This is a genomic window from Rhodoferax koreense (genome assembly GCF_001955695.1).
GTDB classification, from domain to species: Bacteria; Pseudomonadota; Gammaproteobacteria; order Burkholderiales; family Burkholderiaceae_C; genus Rhodoferax_B; species Rhodoferax_B koreensis.
The window spans coordinates 3479650-3504411 of sequence record NZ_CP019236.1 but is presented as its reverse complement, the minus strand read 5'-3'; the positions used below and the strand labels follow the sequence as shown (position 1 = coordinate 3504411).

General features: G+C 65.8%; 18 protein-coding genes. 10 read left to right on the top strand and 8 right to left on the bottom strand.

What is annotated here, in order from left to right:
- Positions 1 to 39: 39 nt before the first annotated feature.
- Positions 40 to 1410: a dicarboxylate/amino acid:cation symporter gene (locus RD110_RS16235; protein ID WP_076200436.1), complete on the top strand. Its 1371-nt coding sequence runs from the start codon at positions 40 to 42 to the stop codon at positions 1408 to 1410.
- On the opposite strand, the gene RD110_RS16230 is transcribed toward RD110_RS16235, so the two are convergent.
- The gene (locus RD110_RS16230; protein ID WP_076205113.1) at positions 1396 to 2115 is read right to left on the bottom strand and encodes a glutathione binding-like protein; all 720 of its coding nucleotides are present in this window, start codon (positions 2113 to 2115) and stop codon (positions 1396 to 1398) included. The genes RD110_RS16235 and RD110_RS16230 overlap by 15 nt on opposite strands.
- A gap of 226 nt (positions 2116 to 2341) precedes the next feature.
- On the opposite strand from RD110_RS16230, the gene RD110_RS16225 reads away from it, so the two are divergent.
- Entirely contained in the window at positions 2342 to 3193 is an 852-nt protein-coding gene (locus tag RD110_RS16225; RefSeq protein ID WP_076200435.1) for an N-formylglutamate amidohydrolase, read from the top strand.
- Entirely contained in the window at positions 3193 to 4308 is a 1116-nt protein-coding gene (locus tag RD110_RS16220) for an NAD(P)/FAD-dependent oxidoreductase (protein WP_204249979.1), read from the top strand. The genes RD110_RS16225 and RD110_RS16220 overlap by 1 nt, the downstream gene beginning before the upstream one ends.
- On the opposite strand, the gene RD110_RS16215 is transcribed toward RD110_RS16220, so the two are convergent.
- Positions 4292 to 5344 carry a VWA domain-containing protein gene (locus RD110_RS16215; protein ID WP_076200433.1) on the bottom strand — a complete coding sequence of 351 codons (1053 nt, stop codon included), beginning with the start codon at positions 5342 to 5344 and terminating at the stop codon, positions 4292 to 4294. The genes RD110_RS16220 and RD110_RS16215 overlap by 17 nt on opposite strands.
- A 132-nt stretch (positions 5345 to 5476) precedes the next feature.
- Positions 5477 to 6535, bottom strand: coding sequence for a quinone-dependent dihydroorotate dehydrogenase (locus tag RD110_RS16210; RefSeq protein WP_076205110.1), 1059 nt, complete (start codon positions 6533 to 6535; stop codon positions 5477 to 5479).
- A gap of 57 nt (positions 6536 to 6592) precedes the next feature.
- Between RD110_RS16210 and rpiA the strand changes: the two genes are divergently transcribed.
- Positions 6593 to 7285 (top strand): ribose-5-phosphate isomerase RpiA, encoded by a 693-nt coding sequence (gene rpiA / locus RD110_RS16205; RefSeq protein WP_076200432.1) that lies wholly within the window; start codon positions 6593 to 6595, stop codon positions 7283 to 7285.
- 10 nt (positions 7286 to 7295) lie between these two features.
- On the opposite strand, the gene RD110_RS16200 is transcribed toward rpiA, so the two are convergent.
- The 5 genes from RD110_RS16200 to RD110_RS16180 form a co-directional block, all read right to left on the bottom strand.
- Complete coding sequence (locus tag RD110_RS16200; RefSeq protein WP_076205107.1) at positions 7296 to 7961, bottom strand: glutaredoxin family protein; 666 nt, start codon at positions 7959 to 7961, stop codon at positions 7296 to 7298.
- 33 nt (positions 7962 to 7994) lie between these two features.
- Entirely contained in the window at positions 7995 to 10076 is a 2082-nt protein-coding gene (locus RD110_RS16195) for a M3 family metallopeptidase (RefSeq protein WP_076200431.1), read from the bottom strand.
- Positions 10077 to 10155: 79 nt separating this feature from the next.
- On the bottom strand, positions 10156 to 11007 hold the full coding sequence (gene folD / locus RD110_RS16190; RefSeq protein ID WP_076200430.1) for a bifunctional methylenetetrahydrofolate dehydrogenase/methenyltetrahydrofolate cyclohydrolase FolD: 852 nt from the start codon (positions 11005 to 11007) through the stop codon (positions 10156 to 10158).
- A gap of 225 nt (positions 11008 to 11232) precedes the next feature.
- Positions 11233 to 11859, bottom strand: coding sequence for a response regulator transcription factor (locus RD110_RS16185; protein WP_076200429.1), 627 nt, complete (start codon positions 11857 to 11859; stop codon positions 11233 to 11235).
- On the bottom strand, positions 11856 to 14492 hold the full coding sequence (locus RD110_RS16180; RefSeq protein WP_083686310.1) for a sensor histidine kinase: 2637 nt from the start codon (positions 14490 to 14492) through the stop codon (positions 11856 to 11858). The genes RD110_RS16185 and RD110_RS16180 overlap by 4 nt, the downstream gene beginning before the upstream one ends.
- Positions 14493 to 14697: 205 nt before the next feature.
- On the opposite strand from RD110_RS16180, the gene aceE reads away from it, so the two are divergent.
- The 6 genes from aceE (at position 14698) to RD110_RS16150 (ending at position 24706) form a co-directional block, all read left to right on the top strand.
- Positions 14698 to 17400: a pyruvate dehydrogenase (acetyl-transferring), homodimeric type gene (gene aceE, locus RD110_RS16175; protein ID WP_076200428.1), complete on the top strand. Its 2703-nt coding sequence runs from the start codon at positions 14698 to 14700 to the stop codon at positions 17398 to 17400.
- A gap of 79 nt (positions 17401 to 17479) precedes the next feature.
- The gene (gene aceF / locus RD110_RS16170; protein WP_076200427.1) at positions 17480 to 19147 is read left to right on the top strand and encodes a dihydrolipoyllysine-residue acetyltransferase; all 1668 of its coding nucleotides are present in this window, start codon (positions 17480 to 17482) and stop codon (positions 19145 to 19147) included.
- Positions 19148 to 19732: an Ntn hydrolase family protein gene (locus RD110_RS16165; RefSeq protein WP_076200426.1), complete on the top strand. Its 585-nt coding sequence runs from the start codon at positions 19148 to 19150 to the stop codon at positions 19730 to 19732.
- Between the two features lie 52 nt (positions 19733 to 19784).
- Positions 19785 to 21626, top strand: a complete 1842-nt coding sequence (gene lpdA / locus RD110_RS16160; protein WP_076200425.1) for a dihydrolipoyl dehydrogenase — start codon at positions 19785 to 19787, stop codon at positions 21624 to 21626.
- 209 nt (positions 21627 to 21835) lie between these two features.
- The gene (locus RD110_RS16155; RefSeq protein ID WP_157900213.1) at positions 21836 to 24001 is read left to right on the top strand and encodes a putative bifunctional diguanylate cyclase/phosphodiesterase; all 2166 of its coding nucleotides are present in this window, start codon (positions 21836 to 21838) and stop codon (positions 23999 to 24001) included.
- A gap of 123 nt (positions 24002 to 24124) precedes the next feature.
- Complete coding sequence (locus RD110_RS16150) at positions 24125 to 24706, top strand: DUF3455 domain-containing protein (RefSeq protein WP_157900212.1); 582 nt, start codon at positions 24125 to 24127, stop codon at positions 24704 to 24706.
- Positions 24707 to 24762 lie beyond the last annotated feature (56 nt).

The following is a 24762-nucleotide window of genomic DNA, read 5'->3' as shown; positions in this document are numbered from 1 at the left end:
TTCGCTGGTTGAACGGCTCATCACTCGAGACCATCCGACATGAGTTCTGCACCTCTTCACGCCAACGCTCCCGCCGGGAAGCGTCCCCTCTACAAATCGCTATACGTCCAGGTGCTGACCGCCGTGGTCATCGGTGTGCTGCTGGGTCATTTCTATCCGCAGACCGGCGAAGCCATGAAGCCGCTCGGCGACGGCTTCATCAAGCTCATCAAGATGATCATCGCCCCGATCATCTTCTGCACCGTGGTGGTCGGCATCGCCGGCATGGAGGACATGAAGAAGGTCGGCAAGACCGGCGGCCTGGCCCTGCTGTATTTCGAAATCATGAGCACCCTGGCGCTGATCGTCGGCCTGATCATGGTCAACGTGATCCAGCCCGGCTCCGGCATGAACGTCGATGCGTCCACGCTCGACACCAAGAGCATCTCGGCCTATACCGGGCCGGGCAAGATGACGGGCACGGTCGACTTCATCCTCAACGTGATTCCGTCCACCGTGGTGGACGCCTTCGCCAAGGGTGAGATCCTGCAGGTGCTGCTGTTCGCCGTGATGTTCGGTTTCGCGCTGCACAAGTTCGGCGGTCGCGGCACCATGGTGTTCGACTTCATCGAGAAAATCTCGCACGTGCTGTTCGACATCGTCGGCATCATCATGAAGGTGGCCCCGATCGGCGCCTTCGGCGCGATGGCTTTCACCATCGGCAAATACGGCATTGGCTCGCTGTTTTCGCTCGGCAAGCTGATGGGCACGTTCTACGGCACCTGCCTGATCTTCGTGTTCCTGGTGCTGGGCATCGTGGCGCGGTTGCACGGCTTCAGCATCTGGAAGTTCGTCAAGTACATCAAGGAGGAACTGCTGATCGTGCTCGGCACCTCATCGTCCGAATCGGTGCTGCCGCGCATGATGGAGAAGATGGAGAACCTCGGCGCCAAGAAGTCCGTGGTCGGCCTGGTGATTCCCACCGGCTATTCGTTCAACCTCGATGGCACCTCGATCTACCTGACCATGGCGGCGGTGTTCATCGCTCAGGCCACCAACACGCCACTGACCTTGTCGCAGGAGCTCACCCTGCTGGCGGTGTTGCTGCTGACCTCCAAGGGTGCGGCGGGCGTGACCGGCAGCGGCTTCATCGTGCTGGCCGCCACGCTGTCGGCCGTGGGCCATGTGCCGGTGGCCGGCCTGGCGTTGATCCTGGGCATCGACCGCTTCATGTCGGAGGCGCGCGCGCTGACCAATCTGGTGGGCAATGGCGTGGCCACCATCGTGGTGGCCAAGTGGACGGGCGACCTCGACAACCAGCGTCTGCAAGCCGGCCTGAACAACGAGACCTGGGTGGAAGCCAACGAGCCCGAAGCCGTGCTCGACCAGAAGACCGCCACGCTCGGCGGCGCAGGCTCAACCGGCCGGTGATTCCCGCGGGCCGTTTGGCGCTGCGGCGCCGAACAAAGCCCGCCGCGCTTCCTCGCTCAGTACCGGCGCCCGCAGCTCGCGGCCGAGCGCCAGCCCGCGCTTCACCGCCGGCCGCTGCGATACCTGGTCGTACCAGCGCTGCACCTGCGGAAAATCCTTGAGCGTCACCTTCTGAGCGCGGTGGATGCGCACCCAGGGCAGGATGGCGATGTCGGCGATCGAATACTCCGGCCCGGCCACGAACTGGCCGGTGCGTCCGAGCTGGGCGTCCAGCACCCCATACAGGCGGTGGACCTCGCGGCCGTAGCGCTCGATCGCATAAGGAATCTTTTCGGCCGCGTAGGCCAGGAAATGGCCGTTCTGCGCGGCCATCACCCCAAGGCCGCCCACCTGCCACATCAGCCACTGCAGCGTCTCGTGCCGAGCGCGCACCTCGGTGCTGAGGAAACGGCCCGTTTTCTGCGCCAGGTACATCAGGATCGCTTCGCTTTCGAACAACTCGATCGGCGTGCGGCCCTGGGTGGGATGGTCGTCGATGAGCGCCGGCATGCGGTGGTGCGGCCCGAGCAGCGCCATGAATTCGGGTGTGAACTGCTCGCCCCGGCCGATGTTCACCGGGACCATGCGATAGGGCAGGCCGCACTCCTCCAACATGATGGAGACCTTCCATCCGTTGGGCGTCGGCCAGTAATGCAGCTCTATCATTTCCATTCCTTAGCGCAGGTGCTGAGCGGGCCGAATCCCCGCACAACAAATTGGGTGCAGTCGCAGTATTTCATGCTTCACGGCGCGTGAAACGGTAAAAAGACCGTGCATTTGCATCAAAGCACAGACAAGTGTTGCGTATTACTTCAACCTGAACGACACGTCGCAGGCGACCGGGCAAGGTCGCGAACGGTCGCCATCCGGCTTCGTGCGGCACAATGATTCCATGAGACAAACCTCCGTACACCATGTGCCGGGCACCACGCCTCTGGTACTCGACTCGCCGCACAGTGGCGTGTGTTACCCCGACGATTTCGACCACGCCTGCGACTTCATGCTGCTGCGCCAGGCCGAAGACACCCATGTCGAGAAACTCTACGATTTCGCGCCCGCGCTCGGCGCGGCCTGGATCGAGGCGCACTTCCCGCGCAGCTACCTGGATGCGAACCGCGACACCACCGAAATGGACGTGTCGCTGCTCGACGCACCCTGGCCGCATCCGGTGGCCACCGACCCGCAGGTGATGGCCAAGGTACGGCTCGGCAAGGGCCTGATCTGGCGCACCACCGACGACGGCATGCCGCTTTACCGGCGCAAGCTCTCGGTGGCCGAGGTGGAGGCGCGCATCGCCAGCTGCTGGACGCCGTACCACGCGGCCGTGGCCGAAGCCATCGGGGCGGCGCACGCGCGCCACGGCTACAGCATCCACCTGAACTGCCATTCGATGCCGGCCGTGGCCTCGAAGTTCGCCACCGGCTTCCCCGGCGAGAAACATGCCGACTTCGTGATCGGCGACCGCGACCAGACCACGGCCAGCCCGGCGCTGTCGCGGCTCATCGTCGACCACCTGCAAGGCCTCGGCTACGACGTGGCCTACAACCATCCCTACAAGGGCGTGGAACTGGTGCGGCGCCACAGCGATCCGGCCGCGCACCGCCACAGCATCCAGGTCGAGATCAACCGCAAGCTGTACATGGTCGAGGAAACCCTGGAGATCACCGAGGGCTTCGCGCCGCTGCAGGCCAGCCTGCGCTCGCTGGTCGAGCTGCTGCGCACAACCGACCCGAGGGCCTTGTGATGGACCGCGTCGATTGTGTGGTGATCGGGGCCGGCGTGGTCGGCCTGGCGGCGGCGCGTGCACTGGCGTTGCAGGGGCGCGAGGTCATGGTGCTCGAGGCAGCCGACGGCATCGGCACGGGCACCAGTTCGCGCAACAGCGAGGTGATCCATGCCGGTATCTACTACGCGCAGGGCTCGCTCAAGGCGCAACTGTGCGTGGAAGGCAAGCGACGGCTGTACGCCTACCTGGATGAGCGCGGCCTGGCGCACCGCCGCTGCGGCAAGCTCATCGTGGCCACCGACGCCGCGCAGATGGCCGCTTTGCAGGGCATCATCCAGAAGGCCGCGGCCAACGGCGTGGACGACCTGGTGCTGCTGAGCGCGGCCGAGGCCCAGGCCATGGAGCCTGCGCTGCGCTGCGTCGGCGCCGTGTTCTCGCCGAGCACCGGCATCGTCGACAGCCACGCGCTGATGCTGTCGCTGCAAGGCGACCTCGAACATGCGGGTGGCCTGGTGGTGCTGAATTCGGCGCTCGACCGTGCCGCGTGCACGCAGGAAGGTATCGCGCTCGTGGCGCAGGACGGCACCGAGCTGCTGGCCACCAGCGTGGTCAACGCCGCCGGACTTGGTGCGCAGGCACTGGCCCTGCGTTTCGACGGACTGGCGCGGGAGCACGTGCCGCCGAGTTATTTCGCCAAGGGCAACTACTTCACCCTGGCCGGGCGCGCGCCGTTCAGCCGGCTCATCTATCCCGCGCCCGAAGCGGCGGGTCTGGGCGTGCACCTCACGCTCGACCTCGGCGGCCAGGCCAAGTTCGGGCCGGATGTGCAATGGGTGGACTCACCCGACGACCTGGTGGTCGATCCGGCCCGCGGCGACGCCTTCTACGCCGAAGTCCGCAAGTACTGGCCCGGTCTGGCCGACGGCGCGCTGATCCCGGGTTATGCCGGCATTCGTCCCAAAATCCAGGCGCCGCACGAGGCCGCGCACGACTTCGTGATCCAGGGGCCGGCCGTGCACGGTGTGCCGGGCCTGGTGAACCTGTTCGGCATCGAGTCGCCCGGCCTCACGAGTTCGCTGGCCATCGGCGAGCGGGTGGCCGGGTTGCTGGCCAGCGCTAGAGCGTCCGGTTGAACCACCACAGCGACAGCGCCGCCGCCACCACCGCCAGCAGCGCCGCGGCCAGCGCCAGCAGGCCCGACAACTCGGTTTCGCGCGCCTCCACCCGCATGCGGGTGCTGAGGTGCTCGTACACCGTGCGCAGGTTCTCCGCCGTGCCGGCGTAGAAGTATTCGCCCTGGGTGGTCGCGGCCACGGCCTTGAGACTGGGTTCGTCGAGCCGCAGGTACATGGACCAGCCTTCGGAGCTCGCGACCTCGCCGTCCACCGTGCCCAGTCCCACGGCATACACCTTCACGCCGTGGTCCGCCGCCATCTTTGCGGCCTGCTGCGTGTCCACGCCGGTGGTGCGCCGGCCGTCGGTGAGCAGGATGATGGCGGCCGAGGTATAGGAGCCCGGCGCCACGGGTGCAACTTCCTTCTTCGGAGGCTGATCGGCTTTTCCGGTCGCGTCCAGGGGCTTGCCGCGCTGGCGCCGCTCGCCGAATGTCATTTCGCCCAGGTCGATGCCTTCCTCGGGGAACAGTTCGGCCAGCGAGGCCACGATGCCGCTGCCCACGGCCGTGCCGGTCTGCATCTGGAACTTGTCGATCGCCGCGACCAGGTCTTCACGGTTCAGCGTGGCCGGCTGCACCAGTTGGGCCGAGCCCGCGAAGGTGACGATGCCGACCCGCACGTTCTTAGGCAATTCCTGGAGGAAGGCCTTGGCGGCCTCCTGCGCGGCGACCATCCGGTTGGGCTTGACGTCGTTGGCGCGCATGCTCAGCGACACGTCGATGGCCAGCATGATGGTGGCATGGTCGGAGGGCAGGGCGATCCTGGCCATCGGCCGCGACGCGGCCAGCACCAGCGCGGCCATGGACATCAGGAGCAGTGCCGGCGGCAGATGGCGCCGCCAGTGGATGCCGCCGCCCATCGCCTGCCGCACGGTGGACAGGTTGGAGAAGCGCAGCGTCCGCACCTTCCTGCGCCGCAGCAGCCAGACATAGGCCAGCACCAGCAGCGGCAAGGCGAACAGCAGCCAAAGGGTTTGCGGCCACAGGAAACTCATCGGAAGGTGCATGATTCCCTCGGGATGTCGGGCTGGATTGATGCGGTGCAGCATCCATTGTGTACCCGACTTCCAGGAACCGTGCCCGCGGGCCCGAGAAGCCCCCGGTTCCGCATCCGCAGGCGAGGGCGCTCAGCGCCGGACGCTGGCTCGGATCGCCTCGGCTGCCTGGCGCACCAGGGCCGGGCCACGGTAGATCAGGCCGGTGTAGATCTGCACCACGTCGGCACCGGCGGCGATTTTTTTCACCGCGTCGTCGCCGCTCAGGATGCCGCCCACGCCGATGATTGGGAAACCAGGGCCCAGCGCAGCGCGCAGCTGGCGGATCACCTGGTTACTGGCCTCGAACACCGGCGCGCCGCTCAGGCCGCCGGCTTCTTCGGCATGCGGCAGGCCGGCCACGGCCTCGCGCGAGATGGTGGTGTTGGTGGCGACCACGCCGTCCATGGCATGCCGTTTCAGCGTCGCGGCAATCACGGCCACCTGGTCGGCGTCGAGGTCGGGCGCGATCTTCACGAAGATCGGTACGCGCCGGCCGTGCTGCGTGGCCAGTGTCTCGCGGCGTGCCGCAACGGCCGACAGCAGGCCATCGAGGGCTTCGTCGCTCTGCAGCGCGCGCAGGTTCTTGGTGTTGGGGCTGGAAATGTTGACCGTCACGTAGTCGGCATACGGATAGACGCCATCGAGCGCGGCCAGGTAGTCCTGCGTGGCCTGCTCGATCGGCGTGGCGGCGTTCTTTCCGATGTTCAGGCCGAGCAGCATGGGCAGGCCGCGCGTGGTTTTGCGGAACCTGGCGCGCTGCACGTTGGCCAGGAACGCGTCCAGTCCTTCGTTGTTGAAGCCCAGGCGGTTGATCAGCGCATTTTTCTGCGGCAGGCGGAACATGCGCGGCCGCGGGTTGCCGGGCTGGGCCTTGGGCGTGACGGTGCCGACCTCGACGAAGCCGAAACCCATGGCGCCGAAGGCGTCGATGCAGCGCGCGTTCTTGTCCAGGCCCGCGGCCAGGCCGACGCGATTGGGGAATTTCAGGCCGGCGAGGGTGATCGGGTCGTCGATCCGGGCCTGTGCGAACGCGCATTGCAGCGGCGTGTTCTGCAGCCGGGCCAGGTTATCAAGGGTGAATTCATGCGCGGCTTCCGCGTCCATGCTGAACAGAAAAGGACGGGCGAGGCCGTAGGGGAGGAGGGACATCGGATAATTGGGCTTGTGATCGAGCAAACAACATCAGCAAAACCCGGATTTTCCCAGATGAGCACCACCAACTCCGTTTTGTCCCAGGACGCCCTCAAAACCCTGGTCGGCCTGGCCGCGCTGAAATATGTCGTGCCCGGCGAAATCGTCGGCGTGGGCACCGGCTCCACGGTCAACAAGTTCATCGATGCGCTGGCCACGATGAAAGACCAGATCAAGGGCGCCGTGTCGAGCTCCGAGGCTTCCACCGAACGCCTGAAGGCGCTGGGCATCCCGGTGTTCGATGCCGGCGAGGTGGCCGAGCTGTCGGTCTACATCGACGGCGCCGACGAGATCGACAGCCATGGCTTCATGGTCAAGGGCGGCGGCGCGGCGCTCACGCGCGAGAAGATCGTGGCGGCGCAATCCAGGCGTTTCGTGTGCATCGCGGATGCGTCGAAGCTGGTGCAGACGCTGGGCAAGTTCCCCTTGCCGGTGGAGGTCATTCCCATGGCCACGACCCGCGTGATCCGCCAGTTCGCAGCCATGGGCGGCACGGCTCAGGTGCGGATGAAAAACGGCGCACCGCTGGTCACCGACAACGGGCAACACATCGTCGACGTCACGGGCCTGTCCATCGTCGATCCCCTGGCTTTCGAGTCGGAAGTGAACCAGTGGCCGGGCGTGGTGACGGTCGGGGTGTTCGCCCACCAGAAGGCGAACGTCTGTCTTCTCGGGACCGACGAAGGCGTCAAGACCCTGACGTTCTGAGCCCCGCGGCTCAGAACTGGATGCCGGCCGGATTGGTGTTCGACGGCGCGTTGCGCGGCTGTTGGTCGGCCTGCGCCGCCGGTGAGGCATTGCCCGATGGTGCGGCGGCCGGTGCGTCCAGGGGTTTGGCAGCCACCAGCGGCGTGGCCGCCGGTGCGCGGTAGGTCGGGGGCAACTGCGAGGTCTTGGGATAGGCCGCGGCATCGAGGTACTGCGTCCACTCCACGTCCGAGAAGCCCTTGAGCTGCTGCCCGCCGATGGTGCCGAACGGCAGGTTGCTCTCGCCGCTGATGCGCTTGAGCGCGTCGATGTCCTCGTTGGTGGTGATGGTGCGTTCGCTGAAAGGCACGCCACGGCTCACCAGCAGGTTGCGCGCGGCCGCGCAGGGGTTGCAGTCGGGCGCGGTGTACAGCGTCACCGGGAACCGGCGCACGATCTGCTGCAGTTCGTAGGGCAGGCCGGCGCCAGCACTGGCGCCCGATGCGGCGCGTCCCCCGGTGCTGACACTGGCCTTGCCGGCCGCGGCGGGCGGCGGCGGCTGGTCGGAGAACGAGACCTTGCCGTCCGGCCCGACGATGCGGTAGACCGTCTGCGCCGATGCGCCCTGGCCGGCGATGGTCAACAGCGCCAGGCAAGCGGCGGTCAGGGTGATCTTCGACAGGGTCGGCAGGTGCATCGTCGTGGTGTCTTCAGAAGTGGATTCGAACAATCAAGCCATGCCCTGGTGCCGCAACAGCGCGTCGAGCGTCGGTTCCCGGCCCCGGAAGGCCTTGAACGACTCCATCGCCGGGCGGCTGCCGCCGGCCTCGAGGATGGCCTCGCGGTATTTTCGTCCGGTTTCGATATTTGGCAAGCCGTCGGTGCCCGCGGTTTCCTCGAAGGCCGCGTAGGCGTCGGCGCTCAGCACCTCGGCCCATTTGTAACTGTAGTAGCCGGCCGCATAACCACCGGCGAAGATGTGGCTGAAGGTGTGGACCGAGCGGCTGAATTCGGGTGCCGGCAGCACGGCCACTTCGGCGCGCACGGCGCGCAGCAGCGCCATGAAGTCACCGGAAGGATCGTGGTCGGTGTGCAGCAGCATGTCGAACAGCGAGAACTCGATCTGGCGCACGGTCTGCAGGCCGCTCTGGAAGTTCCGCGCGGCGACCATCTTGTCGAACAAGGCGCGCGGCAGCGGCTCGCCGGTATCGACATGGGCCGTCATGTGCTTGAGCACGTCCCATTCCCAGCAGAAGTTCTCCATGAACTGGCTCGGCAGTTCCACCGCGTCCCACTCGACGCCGCTGATGCCCGACACGTCGCGTTCGTTCACCTTGGTCAGCATGTGGTGCAGGCCGTGGCCGAACTCGTGGAACAGCGTGGTCACGTCGTCGTGGGTGAGCAGCGGCGGCTTGCCGTCCACGCCGCTGGCGAAATTGCAGACCAATTGGGCAATCGGCGTCTGCAGTTGGTGGTTGTCCGGCCGCAGCCAGCGCGCGCGCACGTCGTCCATCCAGGCGCCGCCGCGTTTGCCGGTGCGTGCGGACGGGTCGAGGTAGAACTGGCCGACGAGTTGCGGTGCCAGGCCAGGGCCTGCCGGGCGTTCGATGCGGTAGAACGCCACCGACGGATGCCACACCGGCGCCACATCCTGGCGGATCGACACCTCGAACAGGGTCTCGATGATCTTGAACAGGCCGGCCAACACCTTGGGCGCGGTGAAGTACTGCTTCACCTCCTGTTCGCTGAAGGCGTAGCGCGCTTCCTTGAGCTTCTCGCCCACGTAGGCCCAGTCCCAGGGTTGCGGGTCGGCCAGGTCGAGCTGGCCCGCGGCGAATTCGCGCAGGTCGGCCACGTCCTTCAGGGCGTAGGGGCGGGCGCGGGTGCCGAGGTCGCGCAGGAAGGTGATGACCTGTTCCGGCGAATCGGCCATCTTCGGCACGATCGAGACCTCGCCGAAGTTGCGGTAGCCGAGCAGTTGCGCTTCCTCGCGGCGCAGTGCCAGGATTTCGCGGATCAGTTCGGTGTTGTCGTACTGCAGCGCATCGGGCGCGGCCTGATCCGAAGCCCGGGTGACGTAGGCGCGGTAGAGCTTTTCGCGCAACTGGCTGCTCTGCGCGAACTGCATCACCGGCAGGTAGCAGGGCATCTTCAGCGTGAGCTTGAACAGGCCTTCCCGTCCGTCGGCCTTGGCCGCGGTGAGCGCGGTGGACAACACGTCTTCGGGCACGCCGGCGACTTCGTCGATGGTGGCGTAGTAGGCGTAGGCGTCGGTGGCATCAAGCGCGTTTTCGCTGTATTTCTGGCTCAGCTCGGCCTGGCGTTCCTGGATCTTGGCGAACCGTTCCTTGGCCTCGCCGGTGAGGTCGGCGCCGCTCAGCACGAAGTTGCGCACGGCATTCGCATGGGCGCGGCGCTGCTCGGGGTTCAATGCCGCAGGGTCGATGGCCTTGTACTTGGCGAACAGGCGTTCGTCGGCGCCCAGGCGCGTCCAGAACTCGGTCACGACGGGCAACGCGGCGTTGTAGGCTGCGCGCAGTTCAGGCGTGTCGGCCACGCTGTTCAGGTGGCTCACGGCGCCCCAGGCGCGGCTCAGTTCCTCGGTGGCGACGTCGAGCGTGGCGGCGATCGCCGTCCACTCGGCGGGGAAGTCGGGCTGTGTCACCTTCTCCAGCGCGGTGCTGGCGTTGGCCAGCAGGATGTCCATCGCGGGCTGTACATGTTCGGGCTCGATGCGATCGAACAGCGGCAGGTCGGAGAAATCCAGCAGCGGATTGGCGACGAGAGGATGGGAGAGGATCGGATTGGTCATGGTGTTTAGTTGGCGCCAGGGCGGTTTGGTTCAAGTGCAAGGTCGCATGCGGCTCAATCGCCGCGATAGCGCCCGGCCATCAGCGGCTGGCGTTCTCTGCCGCCGTGATGGTGTTGACCAGCAGCATCGCACGCGTCATCGGGCCGACGCCGCCGGGCACCGGCGTGATCCAGCCCGCGACCTGGCTCACGCCGTCGAAATCGACGTCGCCGCAGAGCTTGCCTTCGTCGTTGCGGTTCATGCCGACGTCGATCACCACCGCGCCGGGCTTGACCATGTCGGCCGTGAGCACGTTGCGCTTGCCGACCGCCGCGACGATCACGTCGGCCTGCAGCGTCATGGCCTTCAGGTCCGCCGTGGCGCTGTGGCAGATGGTCACGGTGGCGTTCTGCTGCAGCAGCATCAGCGCCATGGGTTTGCCGACGATGTTGCTGCGGCCGATGACCACCGCGTGTTTGCCACGCAGGTCATAACCGATGGATTCGATCATCTTCATGCAGCCGTGCGGCGTGCAGGGCCAGAAGCCGGGCTGGCCGACCATCAGCGCGCCGGCGCTGGCGACGTGGAAACCGTCCACGTCCTTGGCCGGGGCGATGGCCTCGATGACCTTGTGGCTGTCCATGTGTCGGGGCAGCGGCAACTGCACCAGGATGCCGTGCACCAGCGGGTCGTTGTTGAGGGCATCGATGCGCGCCAACAGTTCGGCCTCCGCCATGCTCGCAGGGTAGCGTTCCAGCGTAGCCTCCAGGCCGGTCTGCTGGCTGTCGTTGACCTTGTGCTTGACGTAGACCTGGCTGGCCGGGTCGTCGCCGACCAGCACCACGGCCAGGCGCGGCGCGATGCCGCGGGCCTTGAGCGCGGCCGTGCGGCCGGCGACTTCGGTACGGATTTTCTGGGCGAGGGCGTTGCCGTCGATGCGTTGGGCTGTCATGTTTGTGGCTCACCCCCAGTCTGCGCGCACGGCGTGTCGCTGCGCCAACCCCCTGGCAGGGGGCGAACCCAGTGGCCCGGCAAAGCCGGTTCCACGGGTTCCCTGGCATTCGATCCGTTGTGTCGTTGAATGGGAGCTGATCGTAAAAGTTGTTAAATGAAAACGCCCGCTGGCCTAGGCGAAACGGGCGTGGGTAGCTATGGTGTTGATAGCGTCAGGCAGGCATCAGGACTTTGGTGCCTGCTGGCCGAGTGCGATCTTCAGCAGGTCGGCCACCGTGTTGGCATTGAGCTTTTCCATGATGTTGGCGCGGTGCGCCTCCACCGTCTTGATGCTGATGCCCAGGTCGTCGGCGATCTGCTTGTTGAGCCGGCCAGCCACGATGCGCTCGAGCACCTGGGTCTCGCGCGAGGTGAGCTTGGACAGCAGCGCGCCGCGGCTGGCAGCCTGCTGATGGTCGGTGAAAGCGCCCTTGGCGTGTTCGAGCATGCGTTCGACCAGACCCACCAGTTCGTCTTCCTTGAAGGGCTTCTGGATGAAATCCATGGCGCCCTTCTTCATCGTGTCTACCGCCATCGGCACGTCGCCGTGGCCGGTGATGAACACGATGGGCAGCGGCGACTTGCGTTCGATGAGCCGGTCCTGCAGTTCCAGGCCGGTCATGCCGGCCATGCGGATGTCGACGATCAGGCAGGCCACCTCGCGCTGGTCGTAGCGGCTCAGGAAGGATTCCGCCGAATCGAAGCAGCGGACGCGGTAGTCCTTGCCTTCGAGCAGCCATTGCAGCGAGTCGCGCACGGCTTCGTCATCGTCCACGACGTAGACGGTGCCCTTTTTTGGAATCAAACTCATGCAGTCACTCCGGAGTCTTTAGGAAAATCTTTGAGGGAATTCGCGGGGTTGGCGGCCTGTTGCGCCACCGGCGTTCCGGCCGGGTGCGCAGCCTGTTGAGGGACCGTGCTCGAAGCGGGGTTCGACAGTGCCAATGCGGGTTTTGCCAACGGTATCCAGAATGTGAAGCGGCAGCCTGTGCCTTCCGTTCCATTGTAAAGGTTCTCGGCCTGCATCCGGCCCATGTGCGACTCGACGATGCTGCGGCACAGGTTCAGTCCGATGCCCATGCCTTCGGGCTTGGTGGTGAAGAAGGCCTCGAACAGCCGTTCCTTGACCTCGGGCGCGAGGCCGCGGCCGGTGTCGGTCACGGAAAACTCGATGCCGGGCTTGTCCTCCTCCAGCTTCGGCAGCACGCGCAGCTCGATGTTGCGGTGCGCCGTGGGCCGCTCGGCCAGGTCGATGGCTTCGGCGGCGTTGCGCAGCAGGTTCACCAGCACCTGCTCGATCAGGATCGGATCCACCAGGAGCCGTGGCAGCCGCGCCGCCACGTAGTGGCTCAGCCGCACATTGCGCCGGCGCAGTTCGATGTTGGCGAGCTCCACCGCTTCGAAGACCATATTCTCCACGTCGGACAGGCTGCGGTTGGGCTCGCTGCGTTTCACGAAGGACTGGATGCGCTGGATGATCTGGCCCGCGCGCTGCGCCTGGCGGGCGGTCTTCTCGAGTGCGGCGATCAGGTCGGCCTCGGCGATGCCCGCGCCGTTGATGCGCGAGATGATGCCGTTGCAGTAGTTGGTGATCGCCGCCAGCGGCTGGTTCAGCTCGTGGGCCACGCTCGACGCCATCTCGCCCATGGTGATGAGCCGGCTCGAGCTCTGGGCGCGCTCGGTCTGCGCCGCGTATTGCTCCTCGGCGCGCCGGCGCGGCGTGATGTCGGTGGCGATCACCATCTGCACCAGCCGGCCGTCGACCCAGCTCAGGTAGCGCGAACGCACTTCCAGCCACTTGCCGAGCGCGGGCGCGTAGATCTCGGCGCTTTCGACCTCGGTATTGGTCAGGCTGTCGGTGGGCAGGCCGGCGAAGGAGTCGACGTCGTCGAGCGCCTCGTCGTTATCTGGGTTCACCGGCATGCCGGCCTGGGCCACAAGTTCCTCGTGCCCGTCGGTCTGCACGCCGAACCAAAGGCGATAGAGCTTGTTGGCGAACAGCAGTTCGTGGCTGTTGATCGGCGCCACCGAGACCGAGGCGTCGAGCGCCTCGAGCACGGTGGTGAAGCGTTCGTACGAGGCGGAGAGCTGTTCGCGGATGCGGTTGGGCTCGGTGATGTCGGTCATCGAGGTCATCCAGCCGGTCTGCTTGCCCACCGCGTCGATGAGCGGTGACACATACAGCCGTGCGTCGAAGATCGAGCCGTCGCGGCGCTTCACCCGCACCTGGAAGCCGGTGGGCGTGGAGCGGCCGTTGAGTTCGTCCTCGAGCCGGGCCACCAGGTAGTCGCGGTCTTCCTCGGGCCAGTAGACGAAGGGCGCGGTCTTGCCGATCAGTTCGGACTCGTTCCAGCCCGTCATCTGGCAGAAGGCCGCGTTCACGTAGCTGATGCGGCCCTGCAGGTCCAGCGCACGCATGCCGGTGAGCATGGAGTTTTCCATCGCGCGGCGGAAGTTGGTCTCTGCGACAAGGGCTTGTTGCGCCTGCAATCTGCGCCGGGTGTGGCGCCAGTTGCCGATCAGCATCCAGGCGGTGAGCACGCTCAGGGCGCCGACCAGCCAGAACAGGCCGCTGCCGATCACGCCCTGCGAGGTGCGGTAGGCCTGTGCGCGCAGCACCAGGCCGTTGCCCACCGGCGACACCGGCACCTCGTAGGCCTCGGCCTGGCTCGACCAGGGCATGAAGCGACTGCCGACCGGGCGGATCGGCAGCGCATTGCCCGCCAGCACACGGCCGTTGCCGTTGAGCAGCGAGACGGCATATTTGGCCTGCACCTCGGACGGCACGCCATAGCGCAGCAGGCCCTCGTTCGCGTATTCCGCCAGCAGCACGCCGGAGAAGCGGCCGCGGTCGTTCAGCGGGATGTGCAACTGCAGCAAGGCCACGGCCTCGCTGCCCGCGGGTTGTGCGTAGATCGGCTGCTGCAGGTCGCGCGCCAGGCTGAAAGTGCTCTCGGTGTCGCCGCCAGGGCGCAGCACCTGGTCGGTCACGCGCGCCTGCGCCGGCGGCAGGCTGGGCGCGGAGTAGGCGGCGATGACGCGGCGGCGTTCGTCGATCCAGCTCACGGTCTGGACCTCGGGGTATTGCGCCACCAGCGATTCGGCGCGGCTCACGAATTCCTGCGCGTCGACCTCCTCGTTGGAGATGTCGCGGCCGATGCGCATCAGCTGTTCCTGCCGCTCGAGCAGGCGCAGGCGGATCTGCTGCTGCGTGTATTCGACGTCGCGTTTCACGGCCTCCTGCTCACGCTCGATTTCCTGCAGCCGCAGGTACATGAACGAGGAGCCGATCGCGGCGAAGAAAAGCAGCACCGCCACGAGCGGCGCGAGCATGGCGTAGCGGTCCTGCCTGTGCGGCGTCTGCCGCCTCCACCAGGTGCGCCACCAGTTGCCACGCCGCGACGGCCGCGGGGTCGGATTGAGAGGCGATGGGCGCGATGGCATCCCTGGAGTGTAGAGGAGCCGTGTCGCTTTTAACCGCAAAGGCGCGAGGCCGCGTGCGTAGTTCTTCGGATGGTAAAAATCACATTATGAAATCAATAATCGCATCTTGAAATCTCAAAACAATTATGAGAAACTCCCTTGCGTCAGTCGAAAAAACTGCCGTTTCAACCATCAGAATGACGTCACCAACAAGAGGAGACAACGCATGTCAGCATTACCCCTGAACGTCGGCGCAGCCGCGAACGACGCGGACAGCCAGGAAACCCGCGAGTGGATGGATGCCTTGTCCGCCGTGATCCAGAGTGAAGGTCCGGAGCGCGCCCATTTCCTGTTGGAGCAGCTCCTCGAGCACGCGCGCCAGAGCAGCATCGACATGCCGTTCTCGGCCACCACCGGCTACGTGAACACCATCGAGACCGACAAGGAAGAGCGTTCCCCCGGTAATTTGGAAATTGAAGAACGCCTGCGCGCCTACATGCGCTGGAACGCCATGGCCATGGTCGTCAAGGCCAACCGGCTGCACCCGGCCGACGGCGGCGACCTCGGCGGCCACATCGGCTCCTTCGCCTCGCTGGCGAGCATGTTCGGCGCCGGCTTCAACCACTTCTGGCACGCCGAGAGCGAAAACCACGGCGGCGACTGCCTCTACATCCAGGGCCACGTCTCGCCGGGCGTCTATGCCCGCGCCTACCTCGAAGGCCGCCTGACGGAAGAGCAGCTGCTTCACTTCCGCCAGGAAGTCGACGGCAAGGGCCTGTCCAGCTACCCGCATCCGAAGCTGATGCCCGAGTTCTGGCAGTTCCCCACCGTCTCCATGGGCCTGGGCCCGCTGATGGCCATCTACCAGGCGCGTTTCCTGAAATACCTGCACGCCCGCGGCATCGCCAACACCGAAAACCGCAAGGTCTGGGTGTTCTGCGGGGACGGCGAAATGGACGAAGTCGAATCCATGGGCGCGATCGGCCTGGCCGCGCGTGAAAAGCTCGACAACCTGGTCTTCGTCATCAACTGCAACCTGCAGCGCCTGGACGGCCCGGTGCGCGGCAACGGCAAGATCATCCAGGAACTCGAAGGCGAGTTCCGCGGTGCCGGCTGGAACGTGATCAAGCTGATCTGGGGCAGCAACTGGGATCCGCTGCTGGCGCGCGACAAGGACGGCGCGCTGCGCAAGATCATGATGGACACGCTGGACGGCGACTACCAGGCCATGAAGGCCAACGACGGCGCCTTCGTGCGCAAGAACTTCTTCGGCAAGGACCCGCGCACGCTGGAGATGGTCGCGAAGATGAGCGACGACGACATCTGGAACCTGCGCCGCGGCGGCCACGATTCGCAGAAGGTCTATGCCGCCTTCCACGCCGCCGTGAACCACAAGGACCAGCCGACCGTGCTGCTGATCAAGACCGTCAAGGGCTTCGGCATGGGCAAGATCGGCGAAGGCAAGAACAACGTCCACCAGACCAAGAAGCTCGCCGACGAGGACATCAAGGCCTTCCGCGACCGCTTCAACATCCCGATCCCGGACAGCCAGATCGCCGACGTGCCTTTCTACAAGCCGGCCGACGACACCCCCGAGATGAAGTACCTGCACGAGCGGCGCAAGGCGCTCGGCGGCTACCTGCCGCACCGCCGCACCAAGGCCGACGAGAGCTTCACCGTGCCGTCGCTGGACACCTTCAAGTCGGTGATCGACCCGACCCCCGAAGGCCGCGAGATCTCGACCACGCAGGCCTACGTGCGTTTCCTCACGCAGCTGCTGCGTGACCAGGCGCTGGGCCCGCGCGTCGTGCCGATCCTGGTCGACGAGGCGCGCACCTTCGGCATGGAAGGCCTGTTCCGCCAGGTCGGCATCTACAACCCCGCGGGGCAGCAGTACACGCCGGTCGACAAGGACCAGGTCATGTACTACAAGGAAGACAAGGCCGGCCAGATCCTGCAGGAAGGCATCAACGAAGCCGGCGGCATGAGCAGCTGGATCGCCGCGGCCACGAGCTACAGCACCAGCAACCGCATCATGGTGCCGTTCTACGTGTACTACTCGATGTTCGGCTTCCAGCGCATCGGCGACCTGGCCTGGGCGGCCGGCGACATGCAGGCCCGCGGCTTCCTCCTGGGCGGCACGTCGGGGCGCACCACGCTCAACGGCGAAGGCCTGCAGCACGAAGACGGCCACAGCCACATCCTGGCCAACACCATTCCGAACTGCGTGAGCTACGACCCGACCTTCGCGCATGAAGTCGGCGTGATCCTGCACCACGGCCTGAAGCGCATGGTCGAGAAGCAGGACAACGTCTTCTACTACCTGACCCTGCTCAACGAGAACTACGCCATGCCCGGCCTCACCGCCGGCACGGAAGAGCAGATCATCAAGGGCATGTATTTGTGCAAGCCCGGTGGCGCACAGAAGAACCGCGTGCAGTTGCTCGGCTCGGGCACCATCCTGCGCGAATCGATCGCCGCCCAGGAACTGCTGGCCAACGAATGGGACATCGCCGCCGACGTGTGGAGCTGCCCGAGCTTCAACGAGTTGACGCGCGACGGCCAGGACGCCGACCGCTTCAACCTGCTGCATCCGCTGGAGACGCCGCGTGTGCCGTTCGTCACCGAGCAGCTCGCCAAGAGCACCGGCCCGGTGGTGGCATCCACCGACTACATGAAGGCCTACACCGAGCAGATCCGTCCGTACGTTCCCAAGGGCCGGACCTACAAGGCCCTGGGCACCGACGGTTTCGGCCGCAGCGACTTCCGCAGCAAGCTGCGCGAGCACTTCGAGATCAACCGCCACTACATCGTGGTGGCCGCGTTGAAGGCCCTGTCCGAGGACGGCGTGGTGCCGGCGGCCAAGGTGGCCGAGGCGATCGCGAAGTACGGCATCAAGGCCGACAAGATCAACCCGCTCTACGCGTAAATTGCGCGTCAAAAGCTAGCTTCGAAGAACGGCGCCGTCTCCACGCGGCGCCGTTTTCCCCTGTTCCTGGAGACAAAACATGGCATTGATTGAAATTAGCGTCCCCGACATCGGCGACTTCGACGAGGTGACCGTCATCGAACTGCTGGTCAAGCCCGGCGACACGGTGAAGGCCGAACAGTCGCTGATCACGGTGGAAAGCGACAAGGCCTCGATGGAGATTCCATCGTCGGCCGCCGGTGTGGTGAAAGAAGTCAAGGTCAAGCTTGGCGACAAGGTCAAGGAAGGCTCGCTGGTGGTGATGCTCGAGGCCGAAGGCGGTGCCGCGGCCGCGCCCGCACCGGCTGCTGCGCCCGCAGCGGCCGCCGCCGCACCTGCGCCAGCGCCTGCTGCCGCGCCCGCTGCTGCGGCTCCTGCCGCGGCCAGCGGTCCGGTCGAAGTGTTCGTGCCCGACATCGGCGACTTCAAGGACGTGACCGTGATCGAGGTGATGGTCAAGACCGGCGACACCATCAAGGTCGAACAATCGCTGATCACCGTGGAGTCCGACAAGGCCTCGATGGAAATCCCTTCCTCCGCCGCCGGTGTGCTCAAGGAACTGAAGGTCAAGATCGGCGACAAGGTCAACATCGGTGACCTGCTGGCCGTGCTCGAAGGCGCGGCCGGTGCTGCACCTGCCGCACCAGCGCCAGCACCGTCGGCCGCACCTGCCGCCGCTGCACCGGCCCCGGCGCCTGCCGCCGCCGCTGCCGCGCCGGTGGCCGCCAGCGCTTCGGTGCCGGCCCACAACCCGACCACCGCACCCACCGGCGCACTGCCGCACGCATCGCCTTCGGTGCGCAAGTTCGCGCGTGAACTCGGCGTGCCGCTCGAAGAAGTCAAGGGCAGCGGACCCAAGGGCCGCATCACCGAATCCGACATCCAGTCCTTCACCAAGTCGGTGATGGCGGGTACGGCGCAGACCAAGGCCCAGGCCGCGAACGCACCCAAAGCCGCGGGCGGCGGTGGCGAGGCGCTCGGCCTGCTGCCGTGGCCCAAGGTCGATTTCACCAAGTTCGGCGAGATCGAGCGCAAGGACATGTCGCGCATCAAGAAGATCAGCGGCGCCAACCTGCACCGCAACTGGGTGCTGATCCCGCACGTCACCAACCACGACGACTGCGACATCACCGAGCTCGAAGCTTTCCGCGTGAGCATGAACAAGGAGAACGAGAAGGCCGGCATCAAGCTGACCATGCTCGCCTTCATGATCAAGGCCTCGGTGGCCGCGCTGAAGAAGTTCCCCGAGTTCAACAGCTCGCTCGACGGCGAACAGTTGGTGCTGAAGAAGTACTTCCACATCGGCTTCGCGGCCGACACGCCGAACGGCCTGGTCGTGCCCGTGATCAAGGACGCCGACAAGAAGGGCGTGATCCAGATCAGCCAGGAAATGGGCGATCTGGCCAAGAAGGCGCGCGACGGCAAGCTCGGCCCGGCCGACATGAGCGGCGCCTGCTTCACGATCTCCAGCCTGGGCGGCATTGGCGGGCGGTATTTCACGCCGATCATCAACGCGCCCGAGGTGGCGATCATGGGCGTGTGCAAGAGCCAGATCGAGCCCAAGTGGGACGGCAAGGCCTTCGTGCCAAAGCTGATGCTGCCGCTGTCGCTGAGCTGGGACCACCGTGTGATCGATGGCGCGGCTGCTGCGCGCTTCAACGCGTTCTTCGGCCAGGTGCTGACGGACTTCCGCCGGGTCCTGCTCTAAATGACCACGGTCGTTGTCGTCAAGAAGGCGGGCCAGGTGGCGATCGCCGCCGACACGCTGGTGACCTTCGGCGACACCCGCCTGGGCCACCGCTTCGAGGACAACAGCAAGATCTTCAAGGTGGACGGCACGGGCGGGCCGAGCTACATCGGCATGGCCGGCACCGTGGCGCATTTCCCGGTGCTGCGCAAGGCCATGACGGCCATGCCGAAGGACCAGTTGCACCTGGGCAGCAAGGACGATGTCTTCGAGACCTTCTCCAAGCTGCACGCTGTGCTGAAGGAAGGCTACTTCCTGCAGACCAAGGAAGACGACAACGACCCGTACGAATCGAGCCAGTTCACCGTGGTGGTGGCCAACGCCAGCGGCATCTATGGCCTGTATAGCTACCGCGAGGTGTTCGAGTTCAAGGAGTTCTGGGGCATCGGTTCGGGCCGCAGTTTCGCGCTGGGCGCGCTGCATGCGTCCTGGAACACGGCCAAGAGCGCACGCGAACTCGCGCTGCAAAGCGTGAACACGGCTTGCGAGTTCGACAAGAACTCGGCCGGCCCGGTGGAAGTGTTCACGCTCAAACTGAAGAAATGAGACGGTGAGCGCGCTGGCTGCGCTCGCCGACAACCCAATGTGGAGATGAAAAATGGCAGCCGTTGAAATCAAAGTTCCCGATATTGGCGATTTCGCCGAAGTCACCGTGATCGAATTGCTGGTCAAGGTGGGCGACACCATCAAGCCCGAGCAATCGCTGATCACCGTGGAGAGCGACAAGGCCTCGATGGAAATCCCGGCCTCGCAAGGCGGCGTGGTCACCGAGCTGAAGGTCAAGCTCGGCGACAAGGTGGCCGAAGGCTCCGTCGTGCTCGTGGTGGAAGCCGCCGGCGCAGCGTCCGCACCAGTTGCTGAATCAAAACCGGCTCCAGCGCAGGCAGCACCTGCGCCAGCTGCTATGAATACCGTAGCGGTACCAGCGCCCACTGCGGCCAGCTTCGCCGGCACCGCCGACCTGGAGTGCGACGTGGTCGTGATCGGCGGCGGCCCCGGCGGTTATTCCGCGGCGTTCCGTGCGGCCGACCTGGGCCTGAAGGTCATGCTGGTCGAGCGTTACGCCACGCTGGGCGGTGTCTGCCTCAACGTGGGCTGCATCCCGTCCAAGGCGCTGCTGCACGTGGCCTCGGTGATGGACGAGGTCAGCCACATGGCCGCGCTCGGCGTGGACTTCGGCGCGCCGACGGTGGACATCAACAAGCTGCGCACGCACAAGGAGAAGGTCATCGGCAAGCTGACCGGCGGCCTGGCCGCCATGGCCAAGATGCGCAAGGTCACCATCGTGCGCGGTGTCGGCTCGTTCGTCGGCGCCAACCACCTGCAGGTGGCCGAGACCACCGGCAAGGAAGGCCAGGAGCAGACCGGGAAAACCCAGACCATCGCCTTCAAGAATGCCATCATCGCCGCCGGTAGCCAGGCCGTGAGCCTGCCGTTCATGCCAAAGGACCCGCGCGTGGTCGACAGCACCGGCGCCCTGGCGCTCAAGGAAGTGCCCAAGCGCATGCTGATCCTCGGCGGCGGCATCATCGGGCTGGAAATGGGTACGGTGTACAGCACGCTGGGTGCACGCCTGGACGTGGTGGAAATGCTCGACGGCCTGATGCAGGGCGCCGACCGCGACCTGGTCAAGATCTGGCAGAAGATGAACGCGCCGCGCTTCGACAACATCATGCTCAAGACCAAGACCGTCTCCGCACGCGCCTTGCCCGAAGGCATCGAAGTGACGTTTGCTTCGGCGGAAGAGGGCGGCACCGCACCCGCGCCGCAGGTCTACGACCTGGTGCTGCAGGCCGTGGGCCGCACGCCCAACGGCAAGAAGATCGCCGCCGAGAAGGCCGGCGTGGCCGTCACCGACCGCGGCTTCATCAATGTCGACATCCAGATGCGCACCAACGTGCCGCACATCTTCGCCATCGGCGACATCGTCGGCCAGCCCATGCTGGCGCACAAGGCGGTGCACGAGGCGCACGTGGCGGCCGAAGTCATCGCCGGCGAACTGCAGGGCAACAAGGAACTCGCCGCGGCCGCGTTCAACGCCCGTGTGATCCCGAGCGTGGCCTACACCGACCCCGAAGTGGCCTGGGTCGGCCTCACCGAAGACCAGGCCAAGGCGCAGGGCATCAAGGTCAAGAAGGGCCTGTTCCCGTGGAACGCTTCCGGCCGCGCCATCGCCAACGGGCGCGACGAAGGCGTCACCAAGCTGCTGTTCGACGACTCCCCCGAGGCCCACGGCCACGGCAAGATCCTCGGCGGCGGCATGGTCGGCACGCACGCCGGCGACATGATCGGCGAGATCGCGCTGGCCATCGAGATGGGCGCCGACGCGGTGGACATCGGCAAGACGATTCATCCGCATCCGACGCTGGGTGAAAGCATTGGTATGGCGGCTGAGATTGCGCACGGCAGCTGCACCGACGTGCCGCCGCAGAAGAAGTAAGTTCTTCGCTTAGGTTGCTACTGATTCGGTAGCTGGCCGCGCAGGTTCCGAAAGGGCTGCGCGGCTTTTTCATGCCTGAATCGACGGTCGTCCCTGTTGCCGACCCTGTCCGTATTACCACTTTGGGCAGCCGTCATAGCGGCACGGCATTCGGTATATTCCTTGCTGCACAAATTGAAACAAATGCCCAGCCTTTCCCCGGCCCGTCGATGAGCCTTCGCCCCGAATCCGCCACCAAAGTCTTCGCCGCTCCCCTGGACTGGACCGCAACACCCGCCGAGGGCGAGCCCGAGAACCCGTGGCGCATCGCGCTCGAGGCGACCGGTGCCGGTGTGTGGGACTGGGATTTGCGCACCGGCGTGCAGCACCACTCGAAGCGATGGGAGGAGCTGCTGGGTTATGACGGCACGGCGCATCTCGAGGGTGGCTACCGCGAGTTCATCAATCTGGTGCATCCCGACGACATGCCGGCGCTGCAGGCGGCGTTGGGTGCCTGCCTGGACGGTTCGACGCCCGGCTTCCAGCAGGACGTGCGGCTGCGGCACCGGAACGGTGCGTGGATCTGGATCGCCTCGCGCGCCACCGTGGTCGAACGCGATGCGGCCGGCAAGCCGCTGCGGCTGATCGGCAGCCACACTGACATCACCGAGCGCAAGCAGGCGCAGATGGCGGTGCAGGACACCGAGAACCGCTGGCGACTGGCGCTGGAGAGCACCGGCGACGGCGTCTGGGACTGGCACATCCAGAGCGGCGCCGAATATTTTTCCAAGCGGTTGATGGAGATCTACGGCTTTGGCGAGGGCGAGATGGCGAACCTGGCCGAGGAAATCGACGGGCGCACGCACCCCGACGATCTCGCGCAGATGCTCAAGGACCGCCAGGCGCATTTCGACGGCCTCACCGCCACCTATTCGAACGAGCACCGGGTGCGCTGCAAGGACGGCACCTGGAAATGGGTGCTGAGCCGCGGCATGCTGATCAGCCGCGATGCCGAGGGACGGCCGCTGCGCATGATCGGCACCCACACCGACATCAGCGACCGCAAGGCCTCCGAGGTGCTGATCTGGCAGCAGGCCTTCTTCGACACGCTGACCGGCCTGCCCAACCGGCGCATGTTCCGCGACCGGCTGGAGCAGGAGATCAAGCACTGCCGGCGCGATGCGCAGCAGCTGGCCATCCTGTTCATCGACCTGGACCATTTCAAGGAAGTCAACGATACGCTGGGCCACGACAACGGCGACCTGTTGCTGGTCGAGGCCGGCCGGCGTATCCAGGCCTGCCTGCGCGAGCTCGACACCGTGGCGCGCATGGGCGGCGACGAATTCACCGTGATCCTCACCGAGGTCAACGACGGGCGGCGGCTCGAACCCACGCTGCAGAAGATCCTGCGCGCGCTGGAGCGGGTGTTCCAGCTCGGCAACGAACAGGTCTTCGTGTCGGCCAGCATCGGCGTCACCCTGTACCCGTCGGACGCGCAGGAGATCGACGGCCTGTTCAAGAATGCCGACCAGGCGCTGTACGTGGCCAAGGGCGCGGGGCGCAACCGCTACAGCTTCTTCACGCCTTCGCTGCAGGAGGCGGCGCAGACCCGGGCCAGGCTGGCGGCCGATCTGCGCCATGGCCTGCTGGAGCACCAGTTCCGCGTGGTCTACCAGCCCATCGTCGAACTCGCCACCGGGGCGGTCCACAAGGCCGAGGCGCTGATCCGCTGGCTGCATCCGACGCGTGGACTGGTCAGCCCCGCGCATTTCATCCCCATCGCCGAATCGAGCGGCCTGATCGTGGAGATCGGCGAGTGGGTGTTTCAGCGCGCGGCGCGGCAGGTGCAGACCTGGCGCGAGCGCCTGCATCCCGACTTCCAGGTCAGCGTGAACAAGTCGCCCGCGCAGTTCCAGCACGACGGCGAGGGACGTCCCTCCTGGGGCAGCCAGCTCGCCGCCATGGGGCTGCCGGGACGCAGCATCGTGGTCGAGATCACCGAAGGCCTGCTGCTCGACACCAGCCGGCGCGTCACCGACCACCTGATGGCGCTGAGCGATGCGGGCATCGAGGTCTCGCTCGACGATTTCGGCACCGGTTATTCCTCGTTGTCGTACCTGCAGAAGTTCGACATCGATTTCATCAAGATCGACCAGTCCTTCGTGCGCCACCTGGTGGCCGACTCGACCGACCTGGCGCTGTGCAAGGCCATCATCCTGATGGCCCACGAGCTCGGCATCAAGGTGGTCGCCGAAGGCGTGGAGACGGCACAGCAGCGCGACCTGCTGACCGAAGCCGGCTGCGACTATGCCCAGGGCTACCTGTTTTCGCGCCCGCTCTCGGCACCGGAATTCGAGGCCTGCCTGGCGAACCGGCGCTTCCTGCCGGTGACCTGATTCCACTTTCCCGAAAAAAACTTGCGCACGGGTGCATCCAAAACCGGCGCTGGCGTGTAGTACCTGCAGCAGCCGTGAAACGCTGCGTTCCGGTTCCCAACGTCAACCTTCGAGGAGATTTCCATGTCGATCAAAAAACTGTCCGCACTCTCTGCCGTGGCCGCCGCATCCGCTGTCCTGCTCGGCGCCTGCGGCTCCATGGGCGCTGCGCCCGCCATGATGTACAGCCAGGCCAGCCTGCCCGATGCCGTCAAGGTGCCGGCCGGCAACAGGGTGGCCATGGAGACCGTGGGCGTGGGCGAGGTCACGTACGAGTGCCGCGACAAGGCCAGTGCCCCGGGCATGCCCGCCGCGCCCGGCATGATGGAATGGGTTTTCGTCGGCCCGAACGCGGTGCTCAACGACCGCGGCGGCAAGGCCGTGGGCAAGTATTACGGCCCGCCGGCCACCTGGGAATCGATGGACGGCTCCAAGGTCACGGCCACACAGCTCGCGGTGGCGCCGGCCGGCGCAGGCAATCTGCCCTACCAGCTGGTGAAGGCCAATCCGGCCATGGGCAGCGGCGCGATGGCCGGCGTGACCCACATCCAGCGCGTGGCCACCAAGGGCGGCGTGCCACCGGCGACGGCCTGCAGCCCGGCCAACAAGGGCGCCAGGGAAATCGTGAAGTACCAGGCCGACTACATTTTCTGGAAAGCGGCCTGATCGGAAATTTGCCGCCGTCCGCAAAACATGCGGCCGGCGGCGGTTTCGTGGACTAA